The following is a 24,475-nucleotide window of genomic DNA, read 5'->3' on the forward strand; positions in this document are numbered from 1 at the left end:
CTTGCCTATGGGGTTAGGCCATTGTGGTGCGTTTGGAGAACATTGCACGGAAAATCCACCAGACCAGGCCGTGGCCGACGTAGATGGCCGAAATCACGAGCAGTGCGTAGCCGGAATATAGCCACACCGCCATACCCATCGCGACCAAAGCGAGGAGCATCATAAAATTTGTACGACGTGTTCCGAGCGTTTTCATACTCGAATAGCGGATCTTACTGACCATCAGAACGCTTAGAACCGCGATCAGGCAATAGACCAGGATGGTGTAGTAACGCGAGTTCTCGGGGCCGTAGAAGTTAAGCGGTGCGGGCGAGAAATGAACGATCGCGGCCAAAAGACCGCCGGCGGGCGGTATCGGGAGCCCGACAAAATTCTTTTTATCGACCTTGGCCGAGCCCTCAGCCAGGACGCGTGGACGCGTAGCCTGCAGATTAAATCTGGCCAGGCGGAAAGCTCCGCACATCAGATACATAAACAGCAGAAGGACGCCGGTATTGTATGCGGGTCCGCCCTCGGCAAATGTCGGAGCAACGGCCCAGGCAAATACCAGTGCCGTCGGAGCAATGCCGAATGTAAGGACGTCAGCCAAGGAGTCGAACTGGACGCCGATCTCGGTGGCGGTATGGGTCGCTCTGGCGACGCGTCCGTCGAGCGTGTCGAACAGAATGGCGAGGCCGATCGCGATCGCCGAATGGTCAAAATATATGCCTGCCGTCGCCGGGTCGGTCACAGCGGCGTGAAATCCACGGATCGACCAGAGCACGGCCAGAAAGCCCATTCCGACGTTTGCCGCCGTAAATAGGGTCGGGATCACATAGAGCCCTTTTTTGATACCTTTATGCGGCGGCCGTGTGTCTTTTTTGTCTTCCATTTAGGTGGATGCGAGCAAGTATGCAAACTGCTGTACGGGTGACTCCGCACGGAGTTGCGTCAGTTGCTTTGTTCGTTTGCCAGCCTGGCGATGACGGTCTCGCCACCTCGCACGCGGTCGCCGACCTTGACTTCAATCGTTACGTTGCTCGGCATAAGCAGGTCGGTGCGCGAACTGAACTTGATCAAACCGAATTTCTGACCGCGTTCAAGATTATCGCCTGTTGTCGGCCAACAGACAATGCGCCGTGCCAGAATTCCGGCGATCTGAGTACATTTTATGCTGATGCCGCTATCGCAAATATCCAGCGTGTTGCGTTCATTTACAAAACTTGCGTTATTGCTGGTCGCCGGCAGTTTCTTTCCCTTGACGTAATCGATGCTCGCAATGCGGCCCGCGATCGGCGAACGATTGATATGAACGTCGAGCGGCGATAGAAATACGCTCACGAGTTTGCCGTCGGGCGATTCGTCGATACGCGTGACGCGACCGTCGGCGGCCGACACGATGATCCCGGGCTCGGTCGGCACCGTGCGTTTAGGGTCGCGAAAAAAGTACGCCATAAACAGGCACACGATCAGAAAGACCGCTGCCGGTATCCACCATTGCAGGACACCGAACAATATTATGAACGCCCCGGGAACCAGAACGAATGGAATGCCTTCACGTACCATAAGAACAAGCGATAATGTTACACAATTTACGTTGATTATCGAAATACAAAAAAAGCCCGGCATCGCGTGACACCGGGCGAAGAGGAGGATCGTAAGAAGAGACTCTAGCCGCGAACGGGATTATCCTTAGCGTAGCTATACGCACACCAGCAGGCGATCAGATGAACTACCCAACCGAAGAGACCGGCCGTGCCGATCCAAGAAAAGCCGGTTATAACTAACCATATAATGCCGACTATCACCCTGCCGTTATAGATCTGCCCGATACCCGGGATCAGAAGACTTAGAATTCCTGCCAGTAAAGGTTCTCGCATCGTAGCCATTTGCCTCCACAAATGTTAAACGAAAGTCCGGAGAAAAGGTTTCAGAAATGTACGGATCTTTAGTGCGGGAGCATCTCGTGCAACACGAAATGGAAGGCAAAGAAGATCGCCACACCGGCGAATACAGATATCGAAACTCCAGGGCGATTGCCGCCGTGGTGATTGACCTCCGGTATCAGGTCACTGGCAGCGACGTATAATGTGACACCGCCGGAAACCGGCAGGGCATAGGCGACGGCCGATGTGAGGTTGCTGCCGACAAAATAGAACGTAAGGACGCCCACCAGCGTCGTCACTCCCATCAATCCGGTTGCCGTCATCACCGATCGCAGTCCTTTGCCGGTCGCGAGTACCATCGAACCGATCGAAAATCCCTCTGGAAACTTGTGCATCAAGACTGCAATGAATACCAGCAGGCCAAGTCTCTGGTCGAGTTGGGCCGCGGCTGCAATCGATACGCCGTCAAAAAAAGTATGGACCAGCAGTCCGCCGACAGCGGTGTATGCTGATCTGCTCGAGATCAACTCGTCAGAGTGCACCTCTTCGCCAAGGTGAAAGTGCGGTGCGATCGTGTGTTCGACAAACTGTGTCAGCAGGTATCCCGCCATTATCAGCAACATCGGGACATAGAGGTCTTCGGATGTTTCGGGATAGTTCTTTTGCCACAGCAATATTGATTTGGGCAGTATCTCAAACACTGTCACCGAGAGCATAAATCCCGCGCCGAGAGCCAGGAGATATTTCAGAAATCTCTTATAAGTCGTATGCAGTTTTGAGGGAAAAAGTATAAGGCCGCCGACAATGTTTGCCGCCGCCGCTACAATACCGAATATCAAAAGTTGAATGAACACGCTACTTAATATTTCGCACCGGTTGCGGGCGAAAACTAATCCTATATCAATCGGAGCATAAACGACAAAATGGGAATTTCGAAGCGCGCATAGTTGTATAAGTGATTAAACAAAATCATTTTTAAAAAGTCTTGAGATAGTTCTTGACACAATTCAATAAAGAGTCCTAATATATGGATGCGTGATTGAAATGGAGACTGAAAAGGCGACGGCCAATTTAGAAAATTGTAAAGGTAGTGTTTAAGCAGTTAAGCACTTCCGGTCAATATTCAGTCAGGTAAGTTGTTTATCAAACCCGTAGTATCCGGTTAGTCGCGACGGGCGGCATAGGTGCTCGGGACACAAATTTTACAAAATAAAATATAAGGATTCCAGTCGGCCCGAAGCGGCTTAACGGAATCAGCACGCGGCGAGTCACATAGCTCTTTGAAGATGCACACGGACGACACCGAATTTTCGCATAGCTCGGTCCTGCTGCAGGAAACGCTTGACGTTATCGACGCCGGAGCTCGAAACACGGTCGTGGATGCCACGCTCGGATTGGGCGGGCATACCGAGGCGATACTTGATTGCTCGCCGAATGTGTCGGTGCTCGGGATCGATCAGGATGACGCTGCTATCAAGATAGCTACAGCGAGATTGGAACGGTTTGGCTCGCGGATCAATATCGCTAAGGGAAACTTTTCGGAGATCGCCGAGATCGTCAGGTCGTCTGACATTGGCCGCCCCGATGCGATCATCGCCGATCTGGGAGTTTCGTCTTTGCAGTTCGATGATGCGGCCCGCGGATTCAGTTTCAGGTTTGACGCACCGCTCGATATGCGTATGGACCCGGCATCAGGCGGACAGACGGTTGCCGAGCTGCTACTTGAAACGAACGAGACCGATATCGCCAACATTATATATGAGTATGGCGAAGAACGATTTTCACGCCGCATAGCTCGGCGGATCATTGAAAGGAATCAGCGAGGCGAACCCGTAACGACGACGCGCGAACTTGCCGAATTGGTCGCAAGATCGGTCAAGCGCAGCCCGAAAGACAAGATCCATCCGGCGACACGGACTTTCCAGGCCTTGAGGATCGCGGTCAATAGGGAACTTGAGGTACTTGAAAGATTTATTACGGACGCGGCCGATGTGCTTGCGGAAAACGGTGTTTTAGCGATCATCACCTTTCACAGTCTCGAAGATCGGATCGTCAAACACGCGTTTCAGAAGTTGTCAGGAAAGTGCACTTGTCCGCCACGCATTCCACAATGCGTTTGTGGTGCCAAAAAGAGGGTCGAGATACTGACGCGAAAGCCGATCGTGCCCGGCGAACCGGAATTGAATGAGAATGCACGCTCCCGAAGTGCAAAGTTGCGAGCCTTTAGAAAGCTCGAACCCGTTGACTAGACCGATTTAGACCGAAAGCGAAAGATTATGACAAAACGTGAACAACAAAGGTGCTCCAACACCCGCAACCGAAAGACATCACCCGCCGCGAGACTGAAGTTTTACGTTTTGATCGGCATCGCCGTCGTGATCGTGTGCACTGGCTTCTTTGTTGCCGCGGGGCAGCATTTCTGGTCGATGGACTACGGAATTAAGAACTCGAGACTCCGTAAGCAACTCGACGATCTCGAAACGGAAAAGCGCCGACTGCTATTGTCACGCGAAGTTTCGGTGTCGCCCGGACAGGTCAAGCAGGCGGCCAAACGGCTTGGCATCACCGGCCTGAACGGGGAAGCTCCGCAGCTTGCCTCGCTCGTCAAGACATCGCCCAATAGCGCATCTGCCACGGCGTCGATCAAGGATCCGGTCAAGACCGAGTCGCAGTATCCCGTTGTAAACGCTGCGTTTACGGCATCGATGTCGAAAATTGCAAAATCAGTTACGACCAAGAAGGAAGAGGCTCCGCGACCGCGCGTAGTAACGACCGCGATGGTCTCCGCTCGTTAATTTAGAGTCTGTATCGGTCCGTCAGCTTAGCGTTCTCCAAAAACTAAAAGAGAAATGGCACGTAAATCACCGCGAAAGAAAAAGGTTGATGCTCGTCAGGTCGCATATACGCGATTTATGTTCATCGTGATAGTTTTTGCGTTTTGGATGCTCGGCATCAGTGCTAGGCTCGTTAATTTGCAGGTAACACAGCACGAGTGGCTGCGAGACAAAGCCGTCGTCCAGCGACAGGACGTCAAAAAGAGCAAATTGCTGAGAGGCACTATTTACGATCGCGATGAACGTCCGTTGGCGATGAGCATACGCGTCAAATCACTCTATGCAGACCCCACCGAGATCACGGACATAGACGCAACTGCGAAGATCCTCGCGAAATCCCTCAAACTCGACGCGGGACAGATCGCAAAGCAATTAAATGACGGAAAGGCGGCCAAAAAGCGTTTTGTGCCGATCCTGAAAAAGCTTGATGAGGAAACGGTCCAAAGGATCAATAAGACGCTCGTCGCGGATAAGATCCAAAAGGCTGATATGCCGCGATTCGAGGGCCTGCATTACTCTGAGGATCAAACGCGGAGTTATCCTTACGGAGCGTTGGCCTCGCAGGTTATCGGTTTTTCTAATAGCGAAGACCTTGGGATGGCGGGGATCGAGCAGTCCCAGGAAGACATTTTGCACGGTGCTGTCATCAAAAAACTGCAGGAACGCGATCGTTTGGGACGTATCTATGACGAAACCGTATTTGAGCGAGAACAACCGGGCGACATCAGCCTGACGATCGCCGCCTCGTATCAATACAAGGCGGATCAGGCACTTGAGAACGGAGTGAAAGCCGCAAACGCAAAATCGGGAATGGCCGTCGTGCTTTCGGTTAAGACCGGCGAAATATTGGCGATGTCCAATTATCCGACCTTTGATCCGAATTCGATCAGGGACGCGGTGCCGGCCAGCATAACCAACAACTCGATCCAAAGTGTCTATACGCCGGGATCGGCGATGAAACTCGTAACCTACGGCTCCGGGCTGGAAAAGAACCTCTTTAAGCCGGACGATCAGATCGACGCCGGCAACGGAATGATCGAGATCGCGAAACATAAATTTACTGATTCACATCACATCGGAAGCGTCAGCTACTCGCAGGCTCTGGCCCATTCCAGTAATGTTTGTGCCATCAAAACGGGCCTTAGGGTCGGCAAAGATGATTTCTACTCGATGCTGCAGCAGATGGGGTTTGGTGCCCGCACCGGCGTCGAATTACCGGCCGAAACTGCGGGCATCGTGAGGTCGCCCGAAAAGTGGAATGGTGACTCGCTGGCGTCGATGTCCATTGGCTACGAAATTGGTGTAACTGCGTTGCAAATGGCATCGGCTTTTGCGACGATAGCCAATGACGGAGTCAGGATTCAACCGCGGTTAATAAAGGAAATTCGAAAGCCGGGCCAGACGCCGATCGCCGGCAACAAGGCGGAAGGCGTGCGGGTCGTTTCGGTCGAGACAGCACGGAATTTACGTACGATGTTGCGTCAGGTAGTCCTTACAGGAACCGGGCGGCGGGCACAGTTGAATGGCTATACGTCAGCCGGAAAGACGGGTACGGCGTGGAAATTTGACCCGGTTTCGAAACGCGTTGATTCGAGCAAGTATATTTCGTCATTTATCGGAATGGCACCGGCGGATAACCCTGAGATCGTCATTGCGGTCGTGATCGACGAGCCAAAGGGTGGGCCGCGTGACGGCGGACAGGTTGCAGCACCTGTATTTGCAAAGATCGCCGAGCAGCTTTTGCCGGAGATGAATGTTAAACAGGACGGTAACGCGATCAAGGACGCAACCGTCGCTCAGGACATCCCTGAGGTGACGCCGTCTAAGGCCGCCGAAAAGCAAGCGGCAGGCGACAAGCAGACGGGTAAAACGGCAGCATTGACTGCTCCGAAGTCGCCCGAGCCAAAGAAACCGGTCGATGTAAAAAAAGGTACTGATAAAAGGCAGGGAAAAGATAAGCGAAATTCGGATAGCACCGCTGCCGCGATAAATCCTTGGCGGCGAGATCAAGCTGAGTTGGTAGAAAGTTGAACTTAAAAAAAGCGATCGAATACTTAAAAGGCGAAACGCCGCATTTGTCCCCCGCTTTGCTCCAACGAGAAGTCACGTCATTCGTGATCGATTCGCGTGAGGTTAAGGCGGGTGACGTTTTTTTCGCGCTATCACAACCCGAATACCTCGAAAATGGATTTAACGGTGATTTTGCCGACTCGACGGCGTTTGCCGCAGACGCACTGCTCAAGGGAGCGGTTGCGGCGGTCGTTCGGCGTGATCGGTTCGAAGAGCATTTAGTGAAACTCGAAGCGTTTCGCGACCAACTGATATTTGTCGATGACGTTATCGCGGCCTTTCAGCGACTTGCACACGGCGTGTATTTGGAGTGGGACAAACCGGTCGTTGCAATCACCGGCAGTGCCGGCAAGACGACCGCAAAGGAATTGACCGCACACGTGCTCGCCGCATCCGGACGCAATGTTCTGCGAAATATCAAAAACTACAACAACGGACTCGGTCATCCGCTGACTGTTCTGAGACTGGCCGCTGATGCGACTTTTGACGTCGCCGTTCTCGAGATGGGGATGTCGACGCCGCTAAATGAGATCGCTAGGCTGTGCCGCATTACTCCGCCGGACGTAGCGGTGGAACTCAATGTTTTGCCGGTTCACCTGGAGCACCTTGGCTCGATCGAGAATATCGCAAAGGCAAAGGCCGAATTGATCGAAGGAATGAAACCGGGCGGAACGGCCGTGCTCAATGCAGACGATCCGCGAGTCGCGGCAATGAGCGGTCTCTCAAAAGGTCAGGTGATCACGTACGGACTAGACAGTGCTGCGGATGTGACTGCATCGCGTGTCGAACGAGCGGGGTTTGGCAACACACGGTTTCAATTGAATACGCCAGACGGTTCGGCTGAGGTCGAGTTTCCGCTCAACGGCAAACATAATATTCTTAACGCACTTGCCGCCGCCGCTTGCGGCCACATATTCGGTATGACGCCGGGCGCGATAGCAAATGCGCTTTCCAGCGTGGCCGCTCCGCCGCAAAGAGGTGAGATCCTGCGGTTTGCCGCCGGTTTCACAGTGATCAATGATTCGTATAATTCCAACCCCGACGCATTGTTGTCGATGGTCGACACGCTTATCGAGGGAGCACCTGAAGGTTCGCGAAAGATCGTTGTTGCGGGCGAAATGCTCGAACTTGGAGAAAACGGCATTGAAATTCACCGCGATACCGGCATCAAGATCGCAGGGCGTTCGGTTGATATGCTGATCGGCGTTCGCGGACTCGCAAAGGAGATGGTCGAGGGTGCAATGTCGTCGGGAATTGAGGAAGCTAGTTTTACAAGTGACTCGGATGCCGCCGGTGATCTTCTCGCATCCTTGATCAGAGCGGGCGATGTCGTCTTGGTCAAAGGCTCTCGCGGCGTGCGAACTGAAAGGGTGATCGAAATACTGACCAAAAAATTTGAACTGGAGGAATCGCGTTCCGCTGCCCGATAGGCAGTCCGCATCGGCCTTCTAATGCTCTATTACTTTCTATACCATCTGCTCTTTAAGGAATACGGCTCGACAAGCGAGTCGTACTTTATCAAGGGCCTGAACGTTTTCCAGTACGTTTCCTTCCGTACCGGGCTCGCCACGATAACGTCTTTGCTGATCTCGCTCCTTCTCGGAAATAAGGTAATTAAAAAGCTGCAGGAGCTTAAGGTCGGCCAGGAAATTCGCGAAGAACTGTCTGCGGAACACCAGGCGAAAAAGGGCACACCGACAATGGGCGGAGTGCTAATTATCGGGTCGGTCATCTTATCGTCTCTGATCTGGGCGAGACTGGACAGCCTCTATCTTTGGCTGGCTTTGATCGCCACTACGATGTTTGCGGCGATCGGATTTGCAGACGACTACATCAAGATCGTTAAAAAGCGAAGCCTCGGCCTTACCGGTAAGCAAAAGTTGGCCGGACAACTCATAACGGCGGTCGGAGTGTGGGCGGTGCTGTATTTTCTGACCAATTATGCCTGGAATCTGAGTATTCCGTTTATCAAGGCGACCGCCGAGACAAATCCGGCGATCAGTATCAGCTACGTCGGGCCTTTTGTCTATTTGGTCTTTATTGTCTTTATTCTATTGGGTTCATCCAATGCGGTGAACTTGACGGATGGCCTTGACGGGCTTGCATCGAGCGTTACTTTCATCGCAATGTCGGCGTTGACCGCTTTGACCTACGTCGCGAGTGATGCTCGTTGGGCAGAGCGTTTGGATATTACACACAACCCGGCATCGTCGGAATTGACCGTATTTTGTGGGGCAATGGTGGGGGCGAGCCTCGGATTCCTGTGGTTTAATTCGCCGCCGGCCGAGGTGTTTATGGGAGATGTCGGCAGCCTTGCGATCGGCGGCGCCCTCGGAACCGTAGCGATCCTGACCAAGCAGGAGTTTCTACTGCCGTTCATCGGCGGCGTTTTTATTCTCGAAGTACTTTCTGTGATGATCCAGGTCTCGTATTTTAAGTTTACTAAGAGAACCGGCGGCGTCGGAAAGCGAATATTTAGGCAGGCTCCTCTGCATCATCACTTTCAGATCTCGGGCTGGAAAGAGCCGAAGATCGTGTTTCGGTTCGTCATAATCGCTATATTGTTCGCACTGGCGAGTCTCGCGACTCTCAAACTCAGATAGATCGTATCAGTAACTTGTCCGTATGGAGTTGGAAGGCAAAAAAACACTCGTTCTTGGTGCCGGCAGGTCCGGCATTGCCGCCGCACGCTTTCTTGCCGAACGCGGTGCGGTAGTTGCACTGCACGATAAAAAAGAAGTCGAAACGTGGCCCGAAGCGGCGCAGAGCTTAAAGGAAAGTCACGGCGTCGGTTTGATCAGCGGGCAATTGCCCTCGTGGTTGCTCGATCAGATCGAACTGGTTGTGATATCGCCGGGTGTGCCTACAAACACGATCCCGGCGCGGTATGTCGACCGCAATGACGGCGAGGTGATCGGCGAAGTCGAACTTGCGTTTCGGTTTATGAAAGGCAGGATCGTCGGCATCACCGGATCGAACGGAAAGACGACGACGACCACACTGGTCGGCGAACTGCTGCGAAATTCCGGGATAAAAACGCAGGTCGGTGGCAATATCGGCACGCCCTTACTTAGCCTTGCCGAATCGAGCGACGACGATACTTGGACGGTCGTTGAACTCTCGAGTTTTCAGCTCGAGACCATCAAGGATTTTCGCGCGGATGTGGCGATGTGCCTGAATGTCACGCCAAATCACCTTGATCGATACGAATCATTTTTCGACTACGCACTCGCAAAGCACCGCATCTTTATGAATCAGACGGACTCGAACGTAGCCGTCTTGAACGCGGATGATGAGATCACGGCCGAATGGGCTTCGGGGTTGAAGGCACACGTCGTTATGTTCAGCATTAAACGCGAGCTTGACGAAGGCCTGTTTCTGCGTGGACGTGAGCTAATCTGTCGGTCAGGCGGCAAGGAAAAAGTTTTGACCACCCGCGACGAGATATTTTTGCGTGGCCTGCACAATGTGGAGAATGTTCTGGCGGCGTTTGCGGCGGGCCTCGCGTGCGGTGCCTCGCCCGACTCGATGCGAGAGACGGTCGCGGCTTTCAAGGGCGTCGAGCACCGAATCGAATACGTTGACGAGATCAGAGGCGTACAGTTTTACAACGATTCCAAAGCGACGTCGGTCGATGCGACCACCAAGGCATTGGAGGCTCTCAGCGAGATCGACGGCAAAACGATCTTAATACTCGGCGGACGCGGCAAGAATGCACCTTATGCTCCGTTGATCCCGCTGATCGAGCATTCCGTCAGATCGATGGTGGTGATCGGCGAGGATTCTGACAATATCGCAGAGCAACTTACCGATCACGTGCCGATCGTACGGGCATCATCGCTTGAAGACGCTGTTAAAAAATGCTTTGGAGTTGCTGAGACCGGCGATGCGGTTTTGCTCGCACCGGCGTGTGCAAGCTTTGATATGTTTGGCAGTTATGAGGAACGCGGCCGCGAGTTTAAGCGGTTGGTTGCCGAGTTGAAGGGAAGTATTGATAGGGCTTAGTTATTGATGGCTAAAAAGCGGCAAATTGATTGGTTTATGTTCGCTATCGCGGGCGGGCTGGCTGTGTTCGGCTCGATGATGGTTTACAGCGCATCGGCGATGATGGCGATGAAAGAGTCGAGCGAGAGCAGCCAATATACATACTTTCTCAAGCAGTTGATGTTTGTCGTGATCGGGATCGTACTGATGTATATCGTCAGTCGTTTTGATTACCGAATCCTCAATAATAAGACCGCCGTGACCTCAATTCTGGTTGTCACGTCGATAGCCCTCGCCGCGGTGTTGTTTTTCCCTGAAATCAACGGAGCCAAGCGTTGGATCCGATTTTCAGGCGTTTCCTTTCAGCCTTCCGAACTCGCTAAGGTCGCGTTGCCGATATTCCTGGCCTGGTATCTCGCCAAGCACGAAGCAACGGTGACCGAACTAAAGACCACCGTGCTTCGCAGCGTCGCCGGGTTGGTGCTGCTGGGCGGATTGGTGATGCTGGAAAAAGATCTCGGGACGACCATCGTTTTGTGTTTGATCTTTTCGGCGATATATTTTGCTGCCGGGGCACGGATGGTGCATATCGCGGCAGTTGCGGGTGTAATGATCCTCGCAGCGGTCGGTGCCATCGCGATCGCACCGTGGCGCGTTCAGCGTGTGCTCGCATTTCTCGATCCATACAAATACGCCGATGATGAGAGCTATCAGGTGATCCAGTCGCTCTATGCGATCGGCTCCGGCGGCATTTTGGGCGAAGGATTTGCAAAGGGACAGCAGAAGCTATTCTATCTGCCATATCCGTATTCGGATTTTATTTTTTCAGTCGTCGGCGAAGAGTTTGGCCTATTGGGAACGCTCGCGATCGTCACTACGTTCGGACTATTGCTTTGGCGGGGAACTAAGGCGGCGTTAAATGCTCCGGACCGGTTCGGGATGTTGCTCGGAATTGGACTTATTACCGGGATAATCGCTCAGGCTCTATTCAATATCAGCGTCGTGATCTCTATTATGCCTGCCAAGGGAATCCCGCTGCCATTCATTTCGTACGGCGGGTCATCGGTGGTCGTGACCTTGATCGCGGTGGGGATATTACTGAGTATTTCAAAGTTTTCTGATGAGACTGTGACGACAGATGTCGTCGCTCGCCCGAGAGCATCGGGCAGACGCACGCGAAACGCTTGAGGCGTTATAATGTAATGAAGGTACTTATCGCAGCCGGCGGGACCGGCGGACACATATATCCGGGGATCGCCGTGGCAAAGGAACTGGTGGCGCGCGACGCGGCGACGGAAGTGCTATTTGTCGGAACTGCCCGCGGACTGGAAAATAAGATCGTACCCGATAGTGGTTTTCAGCTTGTTTTGATCCATAGTGCGGGGCTCAAAAGCGTTGGATTTGTAGGAAAGATAAAGGGCTTATCGGTTTTGCCTAGGAGTTTTATCGAGGCTCGGCATCTGCTCAAGGAATTTAGGCCGGACGTCGTGGTCGGTGCCGGCGGATACGTTTCCGGACCGGTGCTCTTGACCGCCCATTTTATGGGTTTCCCGACACTTGTGATGGACTCGAACGCTTTGCCCGGGTTTACTAATCGGAGGCTTGCGAGATTCGTCGACAAGGCGGCATTGACCTTTAATGATGCACTTCCTTTTTTTGGTGAAAAGGGAATTGTTACCGGCAACCCGGTCCGGCGTGATTTCTTTGATGTGCCCACGCGAACGCCGTCAGAGCCGTTCGGACTTCTGATCTTTGGTGGTTCGCAGGGAGCCAGGGCAATAAATAACGCGATGATCGAGGCGTTGCCGCTTTTGCGCGAAACCGGATCGCCATTGCGTATAACGCACCAAACCGGCGAGGCCGATTTTGAGAAAGTACGCGAAGCGTACATTAATGCCGGTGCTGAAGGTGCCGATGTTCGGCCATACATCTCGGATATGGTCGCTGAATTTGAAAAAGCCGATGTGATCATCAGTCGGGCCGGGGCGACAACGTGTGCGGAGGTGGCGGCAGCGGGCAAAGCGTCTCTAATGGTGCCGTTGCCGAGCGCCGCCGATGACCATCAGCGTAAAAACGCAGAGGCGATGGCAAAAGAAGGTGCGGTCAGTATTATTTTGCAGTCAGAGCTTAACGGAGCAAGCCTTGCCGCAAGGCTCAGTGATCTGCTGGCTGACCCGGACAAGCTGGCCGCAATGGGTATAGCGGCACGGCGATTGGCACGGCCGGACGCTGCCGCAGTGACCGCTGACCTGATCGAAGGACTTAAAAGAGCTTAAGGTAAAAGATGTTTCGAAAAGTAAAGAATATTCATTTCATCGGCATTGGCGGTATCGGTATGAGCGGGATCGCCGAGGTGCTCTGCAATCTCGGTTTTTCCGTCACCGGTTCGGATATAAAGAAATCAAAAAATACCGAGCGGCTGGAAACGCTGTTTAATATGACCATTACCGAGGGCCACGCCGCTGAAAACGTCGGTGATGCCCACGTCGTAGTTTATTCGTCGGCCGTCAAAGACGATAATCCGGAAGTCGTATTTGCCAAAGAAAACGGGATACCGGTTATTCCGAGGGCGGAGATGCTGGCCGAGCTTATGACGCTCAAGCCCTATGCCGTCGCCGTTTCCGGCACCCACGGTAAGACATCTACGACGTCGATGGTGGCGACTATCCTTGGCCACGCCGGCATCGATCCAACGACGGTCGTCGGCGGAGTTGTTGAGACCCTCGGGTCAAATGCACGTCTGGGCAGTTCTGACTGGTTTGTGACGGAGGCGGACGAGAGCGACCGTTCTTTCCTGATGTTGTACCCGACGATCGCCGTCGTAACCAACATCGACAAAGAGCATATGGAGTCGTACAAGGGAATGGAGGACGTCGTTCAGTGCTTTACGGATTTTGTTAACAAGGTACCGTTCTTTGGCGCGGCGATCATCTGCCTCGATGACCCGAACGTACAACTCATAATCCCGAACATCAAACGGCGGCGCGTCACATACGGAATGACGGCACAGGCTGACATCTCGGCCCACGATATCCGTTATGATGATAATTTTGGCTCGACATTTACAGTCTGGCAGGGCGACACCGTCCTCGGCGAAATGTATTTGCCGGTACCAGGTAAACATAATGTTTACAACGCGTTAGCCGCGACGGCGGTGGCTCTGGAAATGGAGATACCGTTCGCAGTCGTCGCCGAAGCGTTTACAAAATTCAAAAACGCTAACCGCCGTTTTCATTTCAAGGGCGAGGTTGACGGCATTACGGTCGTTGACGATTACGGACATCACCCGACTGAGATCGTCGCGACACTTTCGGCGGCAAAGAACAGTTCGGGCGGCAAGCGTAACGTAGTAATTTTCCAGCCACATAGATATTCGCGAACTCAGGAATTGATGGACGATTTTGTCGTTGCTTTCAATAATGCGGACGTCCTCTTTGTTCTGGATATCTACGCCGCGAGCGAACAGCCGATCGAAGGGATAACGGGAGATATCCTGGCAGAGAACATCAAGAAATTTGGACACAAAAATGTCACATATATTGGTGATATCGACGGAGCGATCGAACGGGTCTTGCCTAATGTTCAGACCGGCGATCTTGTCATTACACTCGGTGCGGGAAGTGTGACCAGGCTCTCGGACGATCTGGTCGAGGCCCTCAAGGCACGCTCCGCCGGGCAATAGGTATTGGATCGAGAAATATGGCAAAGCCTAGAAAAACCACAACGAAACGCAAAAGGACGACACCCGTAAGGTCGCGTTCGCAATCCGTGCGGAGTCTGCGGCGTAATGCGGCATCGCAGCGATTCAATCGGCTTGCCATACCGTTGGCTCTGAGTCTGTGTTTATTGATCGGGATCGGATTTATTGGACTTTTAGGCTACAAGTCGGCGACCGCATCGTCCTTTTTTAAGGTTCGAAGTGTCGAAGTCAACGGTGTCGAACGCTCGCAGGGCGATGACATCCGCCGTATCGTCACATCGGGTGCCGAGCCGACCGGTGTGTGGCACGCTGATCTGGCTGAGATCCGTGCAAAGATCGAAAAGCTTCCGTTCGTAAAGGCCGCAGCAGTTTCGATGGCACTGCCGGCAGGTATTCGTGTAAACGTGGTCGAACGCGTCCCGGTTGCGATCGTAAAATTGGCCGGCGGCGACTATTTGGTCGACAGTGAAGGCGTTGTCCTTGCACCTGCAGCTAAGATCGAAGCGGCGATGCCGTTTGTACTGAAGGGATGGGACGAATCCAAGACGGACAAGGCCAACCCGGATAACCTCGCCCGGCTCAAGCTGTACAAGAAAATGTTGGACGAATGGAAGGGCATAGGCATCGCGGATCGGGTCAGGGAAGTAAACCTTGCGGATCTGCGTGATCCTGCCGCGGTGATCGAAGACACCGGGCGGACGATCGCCATCACCGTAGCCAAGGACAATCTGGCCAAGAGCCTTAAGTCGGCGATCGAGGCCGTTGCCGGCAAAGGCGAGAAGATCCGTTCGGTCAATTCCGGAGGCGTCTATCCGGTGATCGAGTATATGGGCAATTAGTCGGGTCGTGTAAATGGAGTTTAAGCGATGAACAGCGAGATACTTGCAGTTGGTTTGGATGTCGGCACGAGCCACATCCGATGCGTGATCGGCGAGCCTTCGGAAGACGGTAAACTGAATGTTCTCGGCGTGGGCGAGGCTGATTCTAAGGGCTTGCGGCGAGGGATCGTGACGTCGGCCGAGGCGGTTTCGGAATCGATACGCAAGGCTGTCGCGGATGCCGAACGGGTCAGCGGTGTCGAGATCGACTCGGCTACGGTCAACCTCTCAGGCGAGCACTTTCGCGGCGAAAACAAGAATGGCGTCGTTGCCGTCGCCGGTCCGGACAAGGAGATAACGGATGAGGATACCGAGCGGGCGATCGAGTCAGCCTGCGCGATGCCGCTACCGCCGGGTTGGGATATCGTCGCACGCGTACCTCAGGAATATATCATTGACGGGCAGGACGGGATCACTGAACCTGTCGGGATGACCGGAGCGAGGCTCGAAGCTCTGGTGCACGTCGTGATAAGCCCCAGTGCCGCCCGGCAAAACCTTGTCAAAGCCGTGAAGCGGGCCGGGCTCGATGTCGAGGAAACGGTTTTAGAACCGCTTGCCGCCGCTGAGAGTACTCTGACCGACGATGACCGAGAGTATGGCTGCGCGATCGTTAATCTTGGGTCTGAGATCACGAGTATGATGATATTCGGCCGGGGCTCGGTCCAGCATACAGCGGTCTTTCCGTTCGGCAGTATGCACTTTACCAAGGACATTGCGGTCGGCTTGAGGGTCTCTATACCGCAAGGCAATAAGATCAAGCACGAATTTGGCTGCGTCGCCTCATTTCTGCTTGGCGCGGACGAACGCGATGAGATGATCGAGATCCAGCCAGTCGGCCGCAGCGAGACCCGTGGGCTTTCAAAAGAGATCCTCTGCGACATTATGCAGCCTCGTGCCGTCGAATTGCTGCAGCACATCTCGCGCGAGGCCGATTCGGCACGGGCGCAGATCTCGGGCGGCGTGGTTATGACCGGTGGCGGATCACTTGTTCGCGGAATGTGCGAGATCGCTGAGCAGATCTTTGACGCTCCGACGCGTCTCGGTTTCGTCGATCCGGACTATTTTGGCGGGCTGGCCGAACGTGTTCAAGGCCCGGAGTGGGCGACCGCATCCGGACTTGCCCTGACCTCGATGCGACGACAACTGCGCGATGGCGGATATGGCGGCAACTCACCCGGCAAGAAGGTCGCCAAATTCTTTGAAAATATTCGCGATAAGTTTCGCTAAAGGGTACCTCTCGGCTGGATTTTTAACGCTAACTGTCGTATGCTCATTCGCCGAAGGCACAATATATTGTTAGATTGCCTGAATCCCGAAAAGCACCAGAAAATAACGATCGTCCCTAATATTGGACCGTCTTGATAACAATGGAAGGACTTATAATGAGCAACACCGGAATCAAAATTTTTATTGACGAACCGCCGATCACAGGCGCCAGGATCAAGGTCATCGGTGTCGGCGGCGGCGGCGGAAATGCCGTTAACCGGATGATCGAGGCCGGCATCAAAGGTGTCGATTTCATTGTTGCAAATACGGACCTGCAGGCACTCAACGCCTCTAAGGCTCCGATGAAGATCCAGCTTGGAAGCAAATCGACCCGCGGACTCGGTGCCGGATCCAATCCTGACATCGGGCGTAATGCCGCACTCGAGGATCATCAAAAGTTACTCGACGTGCTCGAAGGCTCAGATATGGTCTTTGTCACTGCCGGACTCGGCGGCGGAACCGGTACCGGTGCCGCACCGGTGGTCGCGTCGCTCGCTATCGAACTCGGTGCCCTGACCGTAGCGGTCGTGACTAAGCCCTTTGGAGTCGAAGGCCGCAGACGAATGGAGCAGGCAGAAAAGGGTCTGGCCGAACTCCGCGGCGTGGTCGATACTCTGATAACGATCCCAAACTCCAAACTCCGCGAAGTGGAAGAAAAGATAACCATACTTGACGCCTTTAAGCGCGCCGATGACGTTTTATTACAGGCTGTGCAGGGCATAACCGACCTCATTATGACACCGGGCATCATCAATCTTGATTTTGCCGATGTGACGACCGTAATGCGTGGAAAGGGTGTTGCATTGATGGGCATCGGTAAGGGTGAGGGCGAAGATGCCGCGTCGAAGGCGATGCGGGCCGCACTCGACTATAAATTACTTGAAGACAATTCGATCAAGGGAGCCAAGGCTGCTTTGATCAACGTGACCGGCGGCCCGCAAATGGTCCTCGGCGAGATCGAGGACGCGATCGGAATGATCGAGGCCGAAGCCGATGACAACGCCGATATTATCTGGGGCAGCGTGATCAAAGAAGATCTCGGCGACGAGATCCGCATTACGGTCATCGCGACCGGGTTTGACACCCAGGTCGGGGCAACGCTACCGCAAACCAGGGTTGCTGAGGCACACGCCGTTTCATCGACACGCGTGCCATTCACTGCGGGCGATATCCACCCGAATGAGGATTTCGAAGAGCCGACATTCCGTCGCCGGCAGGCCGATTAACGATTTACCGCTGTTCCGATGGTATTTGACGCAAACGATCTGCCGACCATTGGCATAACGATGGGCGATGCTGCCGGGATCGGCCCTGAGATCGTTCTCCGGTCACTCGAGCAGCGTGAGGCGGTCGGGAAATATAATGCACTAATTATTGGCGACGGGTCGCATCTGCGGTCCGTCGCTTCGCAATTTGGGGTCAGTCATATACTCGAACGTGACGATGTCGCGGTAGATGATCTCGGCAATCTGACTGAGCCAATTGAGATCGGCACGGACAATGCCGTGTCGGGCCGGGCGTCGGCCGAATATATTGAAAGAGCGGTCAGATTATGGCAGGACGGCAGGATCGATGCGATCGCGACGGCACCGATAAGCAAAAAGGCCATCGCTCTCGGCGGTTATGATTTCCCCGGCCATACTGAGTTTCTGGCAAAATTGACGAATACGGAGAGGTTCGCGATGAGCTTTTTTGCCGGCGAACTTCGCGTCATACTGCTTTCGACTCATTTGCCGCTCACCAAGGCGATCGAACTCGTGAAACGAAATAGGCTCGTCGATCTGATAGAGTTTTCGAGCGAGCAACTTTCACGCTTGCTCAAGCGTTCACCGAAGATCGCGGTCGCCGGACTAAATCCACACGCGTCTGAGGGCGGGCTATTCGGAACGGAAGAGGCCGATGAGATCACGCCGGCGATCGAGCACTGCCGCGAACTCGGTATAGCAGTCTCCGGGCCGTATTCGCCGGACACGGTCTTTCTGCGTTGCTCCAAGGGTGAATTTGACGCTGTGATCGCTCTCTATCACGATCAGGCGACGATCCCCGTCAAATCGATGTCGTTCAACTCCGGAGTCAACGTCACGCTTGGGTTGCCGCTGATCCGAACCTCGGTAGATCACGGTACCGCCTTCGAGATCGCGGGTAAAGGCATCGCGGAATGCTCGAGTATGACCGCCGCGATAGATCTTGCCGCCAAGTTAGTTTCGGGTTCGTAATCGTCGGAATGCATTTGCTAATATAGTCTCTCAGCCATGGACACTACTAATACTTCAGAGCGAAAAAAGATACTCCTTGCGGACGACTCGGCGACGATCAGAAAGGTCATCGAATTGACGTTTGAGGACGAAGGCATCGATGTTTACTCGGTGGCAGATGGCGACGCAGCGATGAAAAAGTTCGTCGAGATCGAACCTGATCTCGTACTCGCGGACGTAAATATGCCGGGTATGAGCGGTTATCAGATCTGTGAAATGATCAAGCAGGACGAATCTACCTGTGATATACCGGTAATTCTACTCACGGGTTCATTTGAACCTTTCGATCCCGGCGAAGCGTCGCGCGTCGGATCCAATTTTTATTTTACAAAGCCGTTTATTTCGATCCGTGACCTCGTGTCGAGGGTAAAGGAGTATTTGGAACTCGGTGCCTTTGATAATGCCGGCCCGGAGTCGGTGGACATTGACGAACTTTATAATCAGAGCATCTCTGAGTCGGTTGAGCCTGACAATGACGACGTGATCCCGTTCGGAGCAGAGATCGGCGAGTCGACCGAAGCCGATTCACCGCACGAAGAACTTTTGGTATTGCACGAAGAATTGTCGTCGTTCGATCCTGATGCAGTGCATACCATCCCGGCAATTACCGAGGAAATGCCGGAGCCATTGGCCGTCGAATCTTCAAACGAAATCGAATCGAGCCGATCCGACGAATTTGAAACAGCAATGCCGGACAACGAATCGCCTGAGGATTCGGCGGTCCACATTACCGAACCTGTCGAGGTTGCTGACGTGACCGATCCGCTGGACCTCATCGAAGCCGAGCAGTCGATTGCGGAAGTCGATCCAATTATCGAGACTCCAGCGGAAACGGCACACGAAGATTCGACGGATCTCGACCTCGGTGACGCCGGAATGGATGACGATATGATCGTCGCGGTGCAACCGAATTCGCACGTCGAGGCCGGCGTTCACACTGAGCTTGATACTGAGATCGAATACTCGGCATCCGACAATGATGAGGTCAGGTCCGTTTTCATCGACCCGTTCGAAACGCCTGCAGCGGAATTTGAAAGCAACATTTTGAAAGGTGAACCTTCGGAAGATGAGCACCAAGCCAGTTCGCAGTTGGTAGAACCGGCGGGATTTGCGCCGTCGCCAACTGCCGTTAAGTTTGCACTCGACGATGATCCAGAGCACGATGAGCATACGGCGGACCTTTCCGCTGAAAGTGATTCGGATAGCGATACCGCTATCTCCGAAGCACTGATCGAAAAGATCACGGAGCGTGTCCTCGCAAGGCTCTCGGACGCTGTTGTCAGAGACGTTGCTCTTGATGCTGTACCAAAGATCGCTGAAAAACTGATCCGCGAGGCACTCGCGGGAAATCAACGCAATTAGACGCTAATTGTTATTGTCAAAAAACTTAATAGCGGTTGGTTTTCTCGATACGATGAAAACTAGCCGCTTTTGGTTTAGAATAAAGCTTTTACCGAAAACTCAATTATGGAACTCGCAAAGGCCTACGACCCGAAAAACGCCGAAGAAAATCATTACAAACGCTGGGAAGAAGGCGGTTTTTTTGCTCCTGAGATCAATCAGGACCCTGACGCCGTCAAATATTCGATCGTGATTCCGCCGCCAAATGTGACGGGCAGCCTGCATATGGGCCACGCCCTCCAACACACTATTATGGATGTGCTCACGCGTCGCAAGCGTATGCAGGGGTTTCGCACGCTGTGGCTGCCCGGAACCGATCATGCCGGTATTTCGGTTCAGCGAAAGGTCGTCGAGCAGCTTAAGAAAGACGAACACAAAAAGCCGCTGGATATCGGGCGTGAGGAGTTCTTGCGTCGTTGTTGGGTATGGAAGGAACAGTACGGCAATACGATCACGGAACAAATGCGCCGCGAAGGTGCGTCGGTTGATTGGTCGCGTCACCGCTTCACGATGGACGAAGGCCTTTCCGCCGCAGTTCGTAGCGTTTTCGTTTCGCTTTATGAGGAAGGAAACATCTATCGCGGCCTGCGTATCGTCAACTGGTGCCCGAAGGACAAGACGGTCCTCTCCGATCTCGAGGTCAAAGAAGAATCGCGAAAGGACGGCAAACTTACATACCTCAGGTACCCGGTAAAGGGAACTGACCGCACGATCACAGTCGCCACCACCCGGCCCGAAACAATGCTCGGCGATACTGCAGTCGCCGTAAATCCATCGGACGAAAGGTACAAGGATCTGATCGGAATGACCGTTGATCTGCCGCTAACGGGCCGCGAAATTCCGATAATTGCGGACGAATACGTCGATGCCGAGTTTGGTACCGGTGCCGTCAAGATCACGCCGGCTCACGACCCTAATGATTATCAGATCGGGCAACGCCACGATCTGCCGCAGTTGCTGGTGATGAATGAAGACGCGACGATGAATGCCGCGGCCGGCACCGAATTCGAGGGGTTAGATCGTTTTATTGCTCGGGCGAAGGTCGTCGAGCGTTTCGAGGAACTCGGATTGCTCGAGAAGGTCGACGATTACGAGATCACGCTTCCGGTCTGCGAACGATGCAAAACGATCGTCGAGCCGATACTTTCGGAACAGTGGTTCGTCAAGATGGATGAGCTCCGCGATCTGGGACTTGAAATGGCAAAGGACAAAGTGCCGCATTTCTCGCCCGAAGTTCCGCACCAGAAGGTTTACATGACGTGGCTCGAGAATCTAAAAGACTGGACGATCTCGCGGCAGCTTTGGTGGGGACATCAGATACCGGCGTGGTACGACTCGGACAGGAATGTCTATGTCGCCCGGTCTGCCGAAGAAGCGAAAGAGAAATCCGGCGGTAAGGAACTGACGCAGGACAGCGATGTACTCGATACCTGGTTTTCAAGCGGGCTATGGGCGTTCTCGACGTTTGGCTGGACGGGTGAGGAAGTTGGGGTGAAAGAGACTGTGGGAGAAGGGGAGATTTCTTCTCTTCCACTCCCCAACTCCTCCACTCCCCGACTCCCCGACTTGGAAACCTTTCTCCCGACCGACGTGCTCGTCACAGGCCGCGACATTATATTTCTGTGGGTGTCGCGGATGATGATGTTGACGAAGAAGTTCACGGGGCAGGTTGCTTTTAATGACTGCGTGATCACGGGCACTGTTCTTGGCAAAGACGGCAAGCCGATGTCCAAATCGCGTAACAACGGCGTCGATCCGATCGAGATGTTCGACAAGTTTGGCGTGGACGCGACGCGTATTTATCTCGCCAGTATCGCGACCGGAGCAGACATTCGCTGGAACGACACCGGAGTCGAAACTTACCGCAACTTTGCCAACAAGATCTGGAACGCCACGCGGTTTTGTTTGATGAATGCGACTGGAACGCAGGCGCCCTCGCCTGCAACGCCTGTTCCGGCGGCGTCCGACGATGAAGTATCGACAACATCAGCGTCCCGAAGCGGAACGCTTGCAGGCGAGGGCGCCTGCGTTCCCGGCGAAACCTCTCTCGCTGACCGCTGGATAGTCTCGAGGCTGAATAAAACTGCGATCGACGTCAACAAAGCCCTAGACAAATACGAATTCCACACCTCGGTCAGTCTTCTTTATCATTTCTTTTGGGATGATTTCTGCGATTGGTACATCGAGCTTCGCAAAGACGAGATCAACGCAGGTGACGCGGCGGCCACGACGCGAATGCTGACGATCATTGAGCAAGCCCTGCGGATGCTGCATCCCTTTATGCCGTATTTGACGGAGGAATTGTGGCTCAAGCTGCCGGGAACTTCGTCCGCGATGCATAATGCGGCGTACCGAGAGGCCGACGCGACGATCATGCTCGCGGATTATCCAAAAGGTGATGTCAGTTTGATCGACGAGCGGGCCGAGAGCGAGATGCAGGCGGTGATCGACGTGATCACGCGAGTGCGTAACATCCGAGCGGAGATGAATATCCCTGTCGCGAACAAGTTTGCGGTGCATATCGCGGCTGATGCAGCGTTTCAGGAAGTTTTCAAGGCGAACGAAGCTCAGATCCTAAAGCTCGCAAAGGCCGACAGTCTCGTCATCTCGGGCGAACTCGACGTTCCGCGTGCTTCGGCAAAGGCCGTGACGACAAACGCACGCCTCGCCGTGCCGCTCGAAGGCCTGATCGACTTTGACAAAGAACGCGAGCGGCTCAACACCGCCATCACCAAGCTCGCCGAAGAGAAATCCCGCCTCGACGCCCAGCTCTCCAACGCAAACTTCGTCGAACGTGCCCCCGCCGACAAAGTCCAAGAACTCCGTGACCGCGCCACCGAGCTAGAGCATCAAATAACCACGCTCAACAACAATCTGGAGGCTTTGGGTTAGATGAAGTTGTTCGATATAAGAGTCTTCGCCCTGCTTGTCTTGCTTGCATCGACCAGCTTTGGACAAAGTAGGTCAATTTCTTTAGAGGAATTTGATTCGGTTGAGTTAGTTGCGAACACCTTTTTATCAGAGAATCCGTACACCGAGAATACGGAGATACAGTTATTTAAGAAAAAATCCACCAAAGTGGAATCAAGTCGGAAGGTATTTTGTAAGTACTTGTCGGTGGAACATTCGCATTGTAAGTGGGAGTATACTGAAGACGGAAAGACAACATTTAACGAAGAGATTCTCCATGGAAATGCGATGAGTCGTCGAACAGAAGATGGCTCATGGATAACTTCTCGGGCGATCCGTATCGGGCATCTTTTCAAAAGACAGAAGAATTATGCTACCGATAAGTATTTTTTTGTTGGTGAAGCGGAAATCGACGGAATGAAGTGTCGCGTCTTTTCAAAAGAATCGGTAAAAATTGATTCCACGAAACAAGAACGAGTTTCGAAAGCTCCGACTGAAAACAGAAAGATCTGGATCGGTCCTGAAGGCAATTACATGCGAACGGAAGTTCGCTGGACATATTCGCGAGACGGTGACATTCATTCAAACTCTACCTTTGCCTATCCGAAAGACCTAAAAATCGAGGCTCCGATCAAGTAGGAATAATAAACTTATGAAACGCATAGCGATATTGTTGGTGGTTTTGGTGTTTGGGGCGGTGGCGGCCTCGGCGCAGGTTACGAAAATATCTTCGGCGGAGTTTTCTAAGGCGATGGATGCGGCGTTTTTGGCTTCGGGTGCGAAGGTGAGGCGTGAGACGAAGGCTATTATTGGTTTTGAGAACGGGAAGATCGTGGAAAATTCGACGGCTATAGAGGAATTTATCCCGCCGGACCGTTCGCGTTCGCTGTTTGTGGAAGAATTCGCCGGCAGGAAGTCCGAAACTGAGTGGATCATCATCAGCGGCCAGCGTTATAAAAAGGCTGCGGACGGTGGATGGTTCAAAACCGAGCCGCTTCCGGTCGTAAAACTCGCAGCAACGACCTCACAACAGCACGCCGAGAACGACAAGACGATGAAGTTCACCAGAGAAGTGCGTAAGATCGGCAAAAACCTCGTGACAATATTCTCACGCAGCGAAAAGTCCCGTCCCGACGAAGGTGATTGGACCGCAGAGTTTTCAATGTTCATCAAACCCGACGGCCTGATCAGTTCAGTTTCCCACCGCACTTCCGAAGACGGCCTGTCCAACCTCAAAACCGAAACCACGCTCTACACCTACGACCCCAAAGACCTCAAGATCGAAGCTCCGATCAAGTAGCGAAATAGGTAG

21 protein-coding genes are annotated in these 24,475 nt (G+C 53.4%); 17 read left to right on the forward strand and 4 right to left on the reverse strand.

Translation table 11 applies throughout. The features are described from left to right. Positions 1–13 precede the first annotated feature (13 nt). From IPQ00_00150 to IPQ00_00165, 4 genes are all read right to left on the reverse strand, one after another. On the reverse strand, positions 14–871 hold the full coding sequence (locus tag IPQ00_00150) for a CDP-alcohol phosphatidyltransferase family protein (protein ID MBL0238981.1): 858 nt from the start codon (positions 869–871) through the stop codon (positions 14–16). A 59-nt stretch (positions 872–930) separates the two neighbouring features. After that, positions 931–1,545 carry a phosphatidylserine decarboxylase gene (locus IPQ00_00155; protein MBL0238982.1) on the reverse strand — a complete coding sequence of 205 codons (615 nt, stop codon included), beginning with the start codon at positions 1,543–1,545 and terminating at the stop codon, positions 931–933. 104 nt (positions 1,546–1,649) lie between these two features. Beyond that, positions 1,650–1,859 (reverse strand): hypothetical protein, encoded by a 210-nt coding sequence (locus IPQ00_00160; protein ID MBL0238983.1) that lies wholly within the window; start codon positions 1,857–1,859, stop codon positions 1,650–1,652. Between the two features lie 68 nt (positions 1,860–1,927). Continuing rightward, on the reverse strand, positions 1,928–2,719 hold the full coding sequence (locus IPQ00_00165; protein ID MBL0238984.1) for a ZIP family metal transporter: 792 nt from the start codon (positions 2,717–2,719) through the stop codon (positions 1,928–1,930). Positions 2,720–3,151: 432 nt separating this feature from the next. Here IPQ00_00165 and rsmH point away from each other — a divergent pair, with 432 nt between their 5' ends. The 17 genes from rsmH (at position 3,152) to IPQ00_00250 (ending at position 24,463) form a co-directional block, all read left to right on the forward strand. Then, positions 3,152–4,114: a 16S rRNA (cytosine(1402)-N(4))-methyltransferase RsmH gene (gene rsmH / locus IPQ00_00170; protein MBL0238985.1), complete on the forward strand. Its 963-nt coding sequence runs from the start codon at positions 3,152–3,154 to the stop codon at positions 4,112–4,114. A 27-nt stretch (positions 4,115–4,141) separates the two neighbouring features. Continuing rightward, positions 4,142–4,660, forward strand: a complete 519-nt coding sequence (locus IPQ00_00175; GenBank protein MBL0238986.1) for a cbb3-type cytochrome oxidase assembly protein — start codon at positions 4,142–4,144, stop codon at positions 4,658–4,660. Positions 4,661–4,714: 54 nt separating this feature from the next. Continuing rightward, on the forward strand, positions 4,715–6,730 hold the full coding sequence (locus tag IPQ00_00180) for a penicillin-binding protein 2 (protein MBL0238987.1): 2,016 nt from the start codon (positions 4,715–4,717) through the stop codon (positions 6,728–6,730). Then, positions 6,727–8,199: a UDP-N-acetylmuramoyl-tripeptide--D-alanyl-D-alanine ligase gene (locus IPQ00_00185; GenBank protein MBL0238988.1), complete on the forward strand. Its 1,473-nt coding sequence runs from the start codon at positions 6,727–6,729 to the stop codon at positions 8,197–8,199. The genes IPQ00_00180 and IPQ00_00185 overlap by 4 nt, the downstream gene beginning before the upstream one ends. A 21-nt stretch (positions 8,200–8,220) precedes the next feature. After that, positions 8,221–9,372 carry a phospho-N-acetylmuramoyl-pentapeptide-transferase gene (locus IPQ00_00190; protein ID MBL0238989.1) on the forward strand — a complete coding sequence of 384 codons (1,152 nt, stop codon included), beginning with the start codon at positions 8,221–8,223 and terminating at the stop codon, positions 9,370–9,372. A 22-nt stretch (positions 9,373–9,394) separates the two neighbouring features. Further along, the gene (gene murD, locus IPQ00_00195; protein ID MBL0238990.1) at positions 9,395–10,774 is read left to right on the forward strand and encodes a UDP-N-acetylmuramoyl-L-alanine--D-glutamate ligase; all 1,380 of its coding nucleotides are present in this window, start codon (positions 9,395–9,397) and stop codon (positions 10,772–10,774) included. A 6-nt stretch (positions 10,775–10,780) separates the two neighbouring features. Beyond that, on the forward strand, positions 10,781–11,941 hold the full coding sequence (gene ftsW / locus IPQ00_00200; protein ID MBL0238991.1) for a putative lipid II flippase FtsW: 1,161 nt from the start codon (positions 10,781–10,783) through the stop codon (positions 11,939–11,941). 14 nt (positions 11,942–11,955) lie between these two features. After that, positions 11,956–13,029, forward strand: a complete 1,074-nt coding sequence (murG, locus tag IPQ00_00205; GenBank protein ID MBL0238992.1) for an undecaprenyldiphospho-muramoylpentapeptide beta-N-acetylglucosaminyltransferase — start codon at positions 11,956–11,958, stop codon at positions 13,027–13,029. Between the two features lie 8 nt (positions 13,030–13,037). Next, positions 13,038–14,435, forward strand: a complete 1,398-nt coding sequence (locus IPQ00_00210) for a UDP-N-acetylmuramate--L-alanine ligase (protein MBL0238993.1) — start codon at positions 13,038–13,040, stop codon at positions 14,433–14,435. A 17-nt stretch (positions 14,436–14,452) separates the two neighbouring features. Further along, the gene (locus IPQ00_00215; protein MBL0238994.1) at positions 14,453–15,292 is read left to right on the forward strand and encodes an FtsQ-type POTRA domain-containing protein; all 840 of its coding nucleotides are present in this window, start codon (positions 14,453–14,455) and stop codon (positions 15,290–15,292) included. A 27-nt stretch (positions 15,293–15,319) separates the two neighbouring features. Beyond that, entirely contained in the window at positions 15,320–16,558 is a 1,239-nt protein-coding gene (gene ftsA / locus IPQ00_00220; GenBank protein ID MBL0238995.1) for a cell division protein FtsA, read from the forward strand. 155 nt (positions 16,559–16,713) lie between these two features. Next, a complete protein-coding gene (gene ftsZ / locus IPQ00_00225) occupies positions 16,714–17,823 on the forward strand; it encodes a cell division protein FtsZ (GenBank protein ID MBL0238996.1) in 1,110 nt (369 codons plus the stop codon). Positions 17,824–17,841: 18 nt separating this feature from the next. Next, on the forward strand, positions 17,842–18,813 hold the full coding sequence (pdxA, locus tag IPQ00_00230; protein ID MBL0238997.1) for a 4-hydroxythreonine-4-phosphate dehydrogenase PdxA: 972 nt from the start codon (positions 17,842–17,844) through the stop codon (positions 18,811–18,813). Between the two features lie 36 nt (positions 18,814–18,849). Beyond that, positions 18,850–20,214 (forward strand): response regulator, encoded by a 1,365-nt coding sequence (locus IPQ00_00235; GenBank protein ID MBL0238998.1) that lies wholly within the window; start codon positions 18,850–18,852, stop codon positions 20,212–20,214. A 105-nt stretch (positions 20,215–20,319) separates the two neighbouring features. Next, complete coding sequence (locus tag IPQ00_00240; GenBank protein MBL0238999.1) at positions 20,320–23,145, forward strand: valine--tRNA ligase; 2,826 nt, start codon at positions 20,320–20,322, stop codon at positions 23,143–23,145. Continuing rightward, a complete protein-coding gene (locus IPQ00_00245; GenBank protein MBL0239000.1) occupies positions 23,146–23,802 on the forward strand; it encodes a hypothetical protein in 657 nt (218 codons plus the stop codon). A 13-nt stretch (positions 23,803–23,815) separates the two neighbouring features. After that, entirely contained in the window at positions 23,816–24,463 is a 648-nt protein-coding gene (locus tag IPQ00_00250) for a hypothetical protein (protein MBL0239001.1), read from the forward strand. The last annotated feature ends 12 nt before the right edge of the window (positions 24,464–24,475 follow it).

The sequence above is a fragment of the Chloracidobacterium sp. genome, from assembly GCA_016720705.1.
Classification (GTDB): Bacteria; Acidobacteriota; Blastocatellia; order Pyrinomonadales; family Pyrinomonadaceae; genus OLB17.

Coding starts and splice junctions, on each gene's coding strand:
- pdxA (MBL0238997.1), top strand. CDS start 17,842: ATGGTATTTGACGCAAACGATCTGCCGACCATTGGCATAACGATGGGC.
- IPQ00_00235 (MBL0238998.1), top strand. CDS start 18,850: ATGGACACTACTAATACTTCAGAGCGAAAAAAGATACTCCTTGCGGAC.
- ftsW (MBL0238991.1), top strand. CDS start 10,781: ATGGCTAAAAAGCGGCAAATTGATTGGTTTATGTTCGCTATCGCGGGC.
- IPQ00_00210 (MBL0238993.1), top strand. CDS start 13,038: ATGTTTCGAAAAGTAAAGAATATTCATTTCATCGGCATTGGCGGTATC.
- IPQ00_00160 (MBL0238983.1), bottom strand. CDS start 1,859: ATGCGAGAACCTTTACTGGCAGGAATTCTAAGTCTTCTGATCCCGGGT.
- IPQ00_00180 (MBL0238987.1), top strand. CDS start 4,715: ATGGCACGTAAATCACCGCGAAAGAAAAAGGTTGATGCTCGTCAGGTC.
- ftsA (MBL0238995.1), top strand. CDS start 15,320: ATGAACAGCGAGATACTTGCAGTTGGTTTGGATGTCGGCACGAGCCAC.
- IPQ00_00175 (MBL0238986.1), top strand. CDS start 4,142: ATGACAAAACGTGAACAACAAAGGTGCTCCAACACCCGCAACCGAAAG.
- IPQ00_00190 (MBL0238989.1), top strand. CDS start 8,221: ATGCTCTATTACTTTCTATACCATCTGCTCTTTAAGGAATACGGCTCG.
- murD (MBL0238990.1), top strand. CDS start 9,395: ATGGAGTTGGAAGGCAAAAAAACACTCGTTCTTGGTGCCGGCAGGTCC.
- IPQ00_00150 (MBL0238981.1), bottom strand. CDS start 871: ATGGAAGACAAAAAAGACACACGGCCGCCGCATAAAGGTATCAAAAAA.
- IPQ00_00155 (MBL0238982.1), bottom strand. CDS start 1,545: ATGGTACGTGAAGGCATTCCATTCGTTCTGGTTCCCGGGGCGTTCATA.
- murG (MBL0238992.1), top strand. CDS start 11,956: ATGAAGGTACTTATCGCAGCCGGCGGGACCGGCGGACACATATATCCG.
- ftsZ (MBL0238996.1), top strand. CDS start 16,714: ATGAGCAACACCGGAATCAAAATTTTTATTGACGAACCGCCGATCACA.
- IPQ00_00240 (MBL0238999.1), top strand. CDS start 20,320: ATGGAACTCGCAAAGGCCTACGACCCGAAAAACGCCGAAGAAAATCAT.
- IPQ00_00245 (MBL0239000.1), top strand. CDS start 23,146: ATGAAGTTGTTCGATATAAGAGTCTTCGCCCTGCTTGTCTTGCTTGCA.
- IPQ00_00250 (MBL0239001.1), top strand. CDS start 23,816: ATGAAACGCATAGCGATATTGTTGGTGGTTTTGGTGTTTGGGGCGGTG.
- rsmH (MBL0238985.1), top strand. CDS start 3,152: ATGCACACGGACGACACCGAATTTTCGCATAGCTCGGTCCTGCTGCAG.
- IPQ00_00215 (MBL0238994.1), top strand. CDS start 14,453: ATGGCAAAGCCTAGAAAAACCACAACGAAACGCAAAAGGACGACACCC.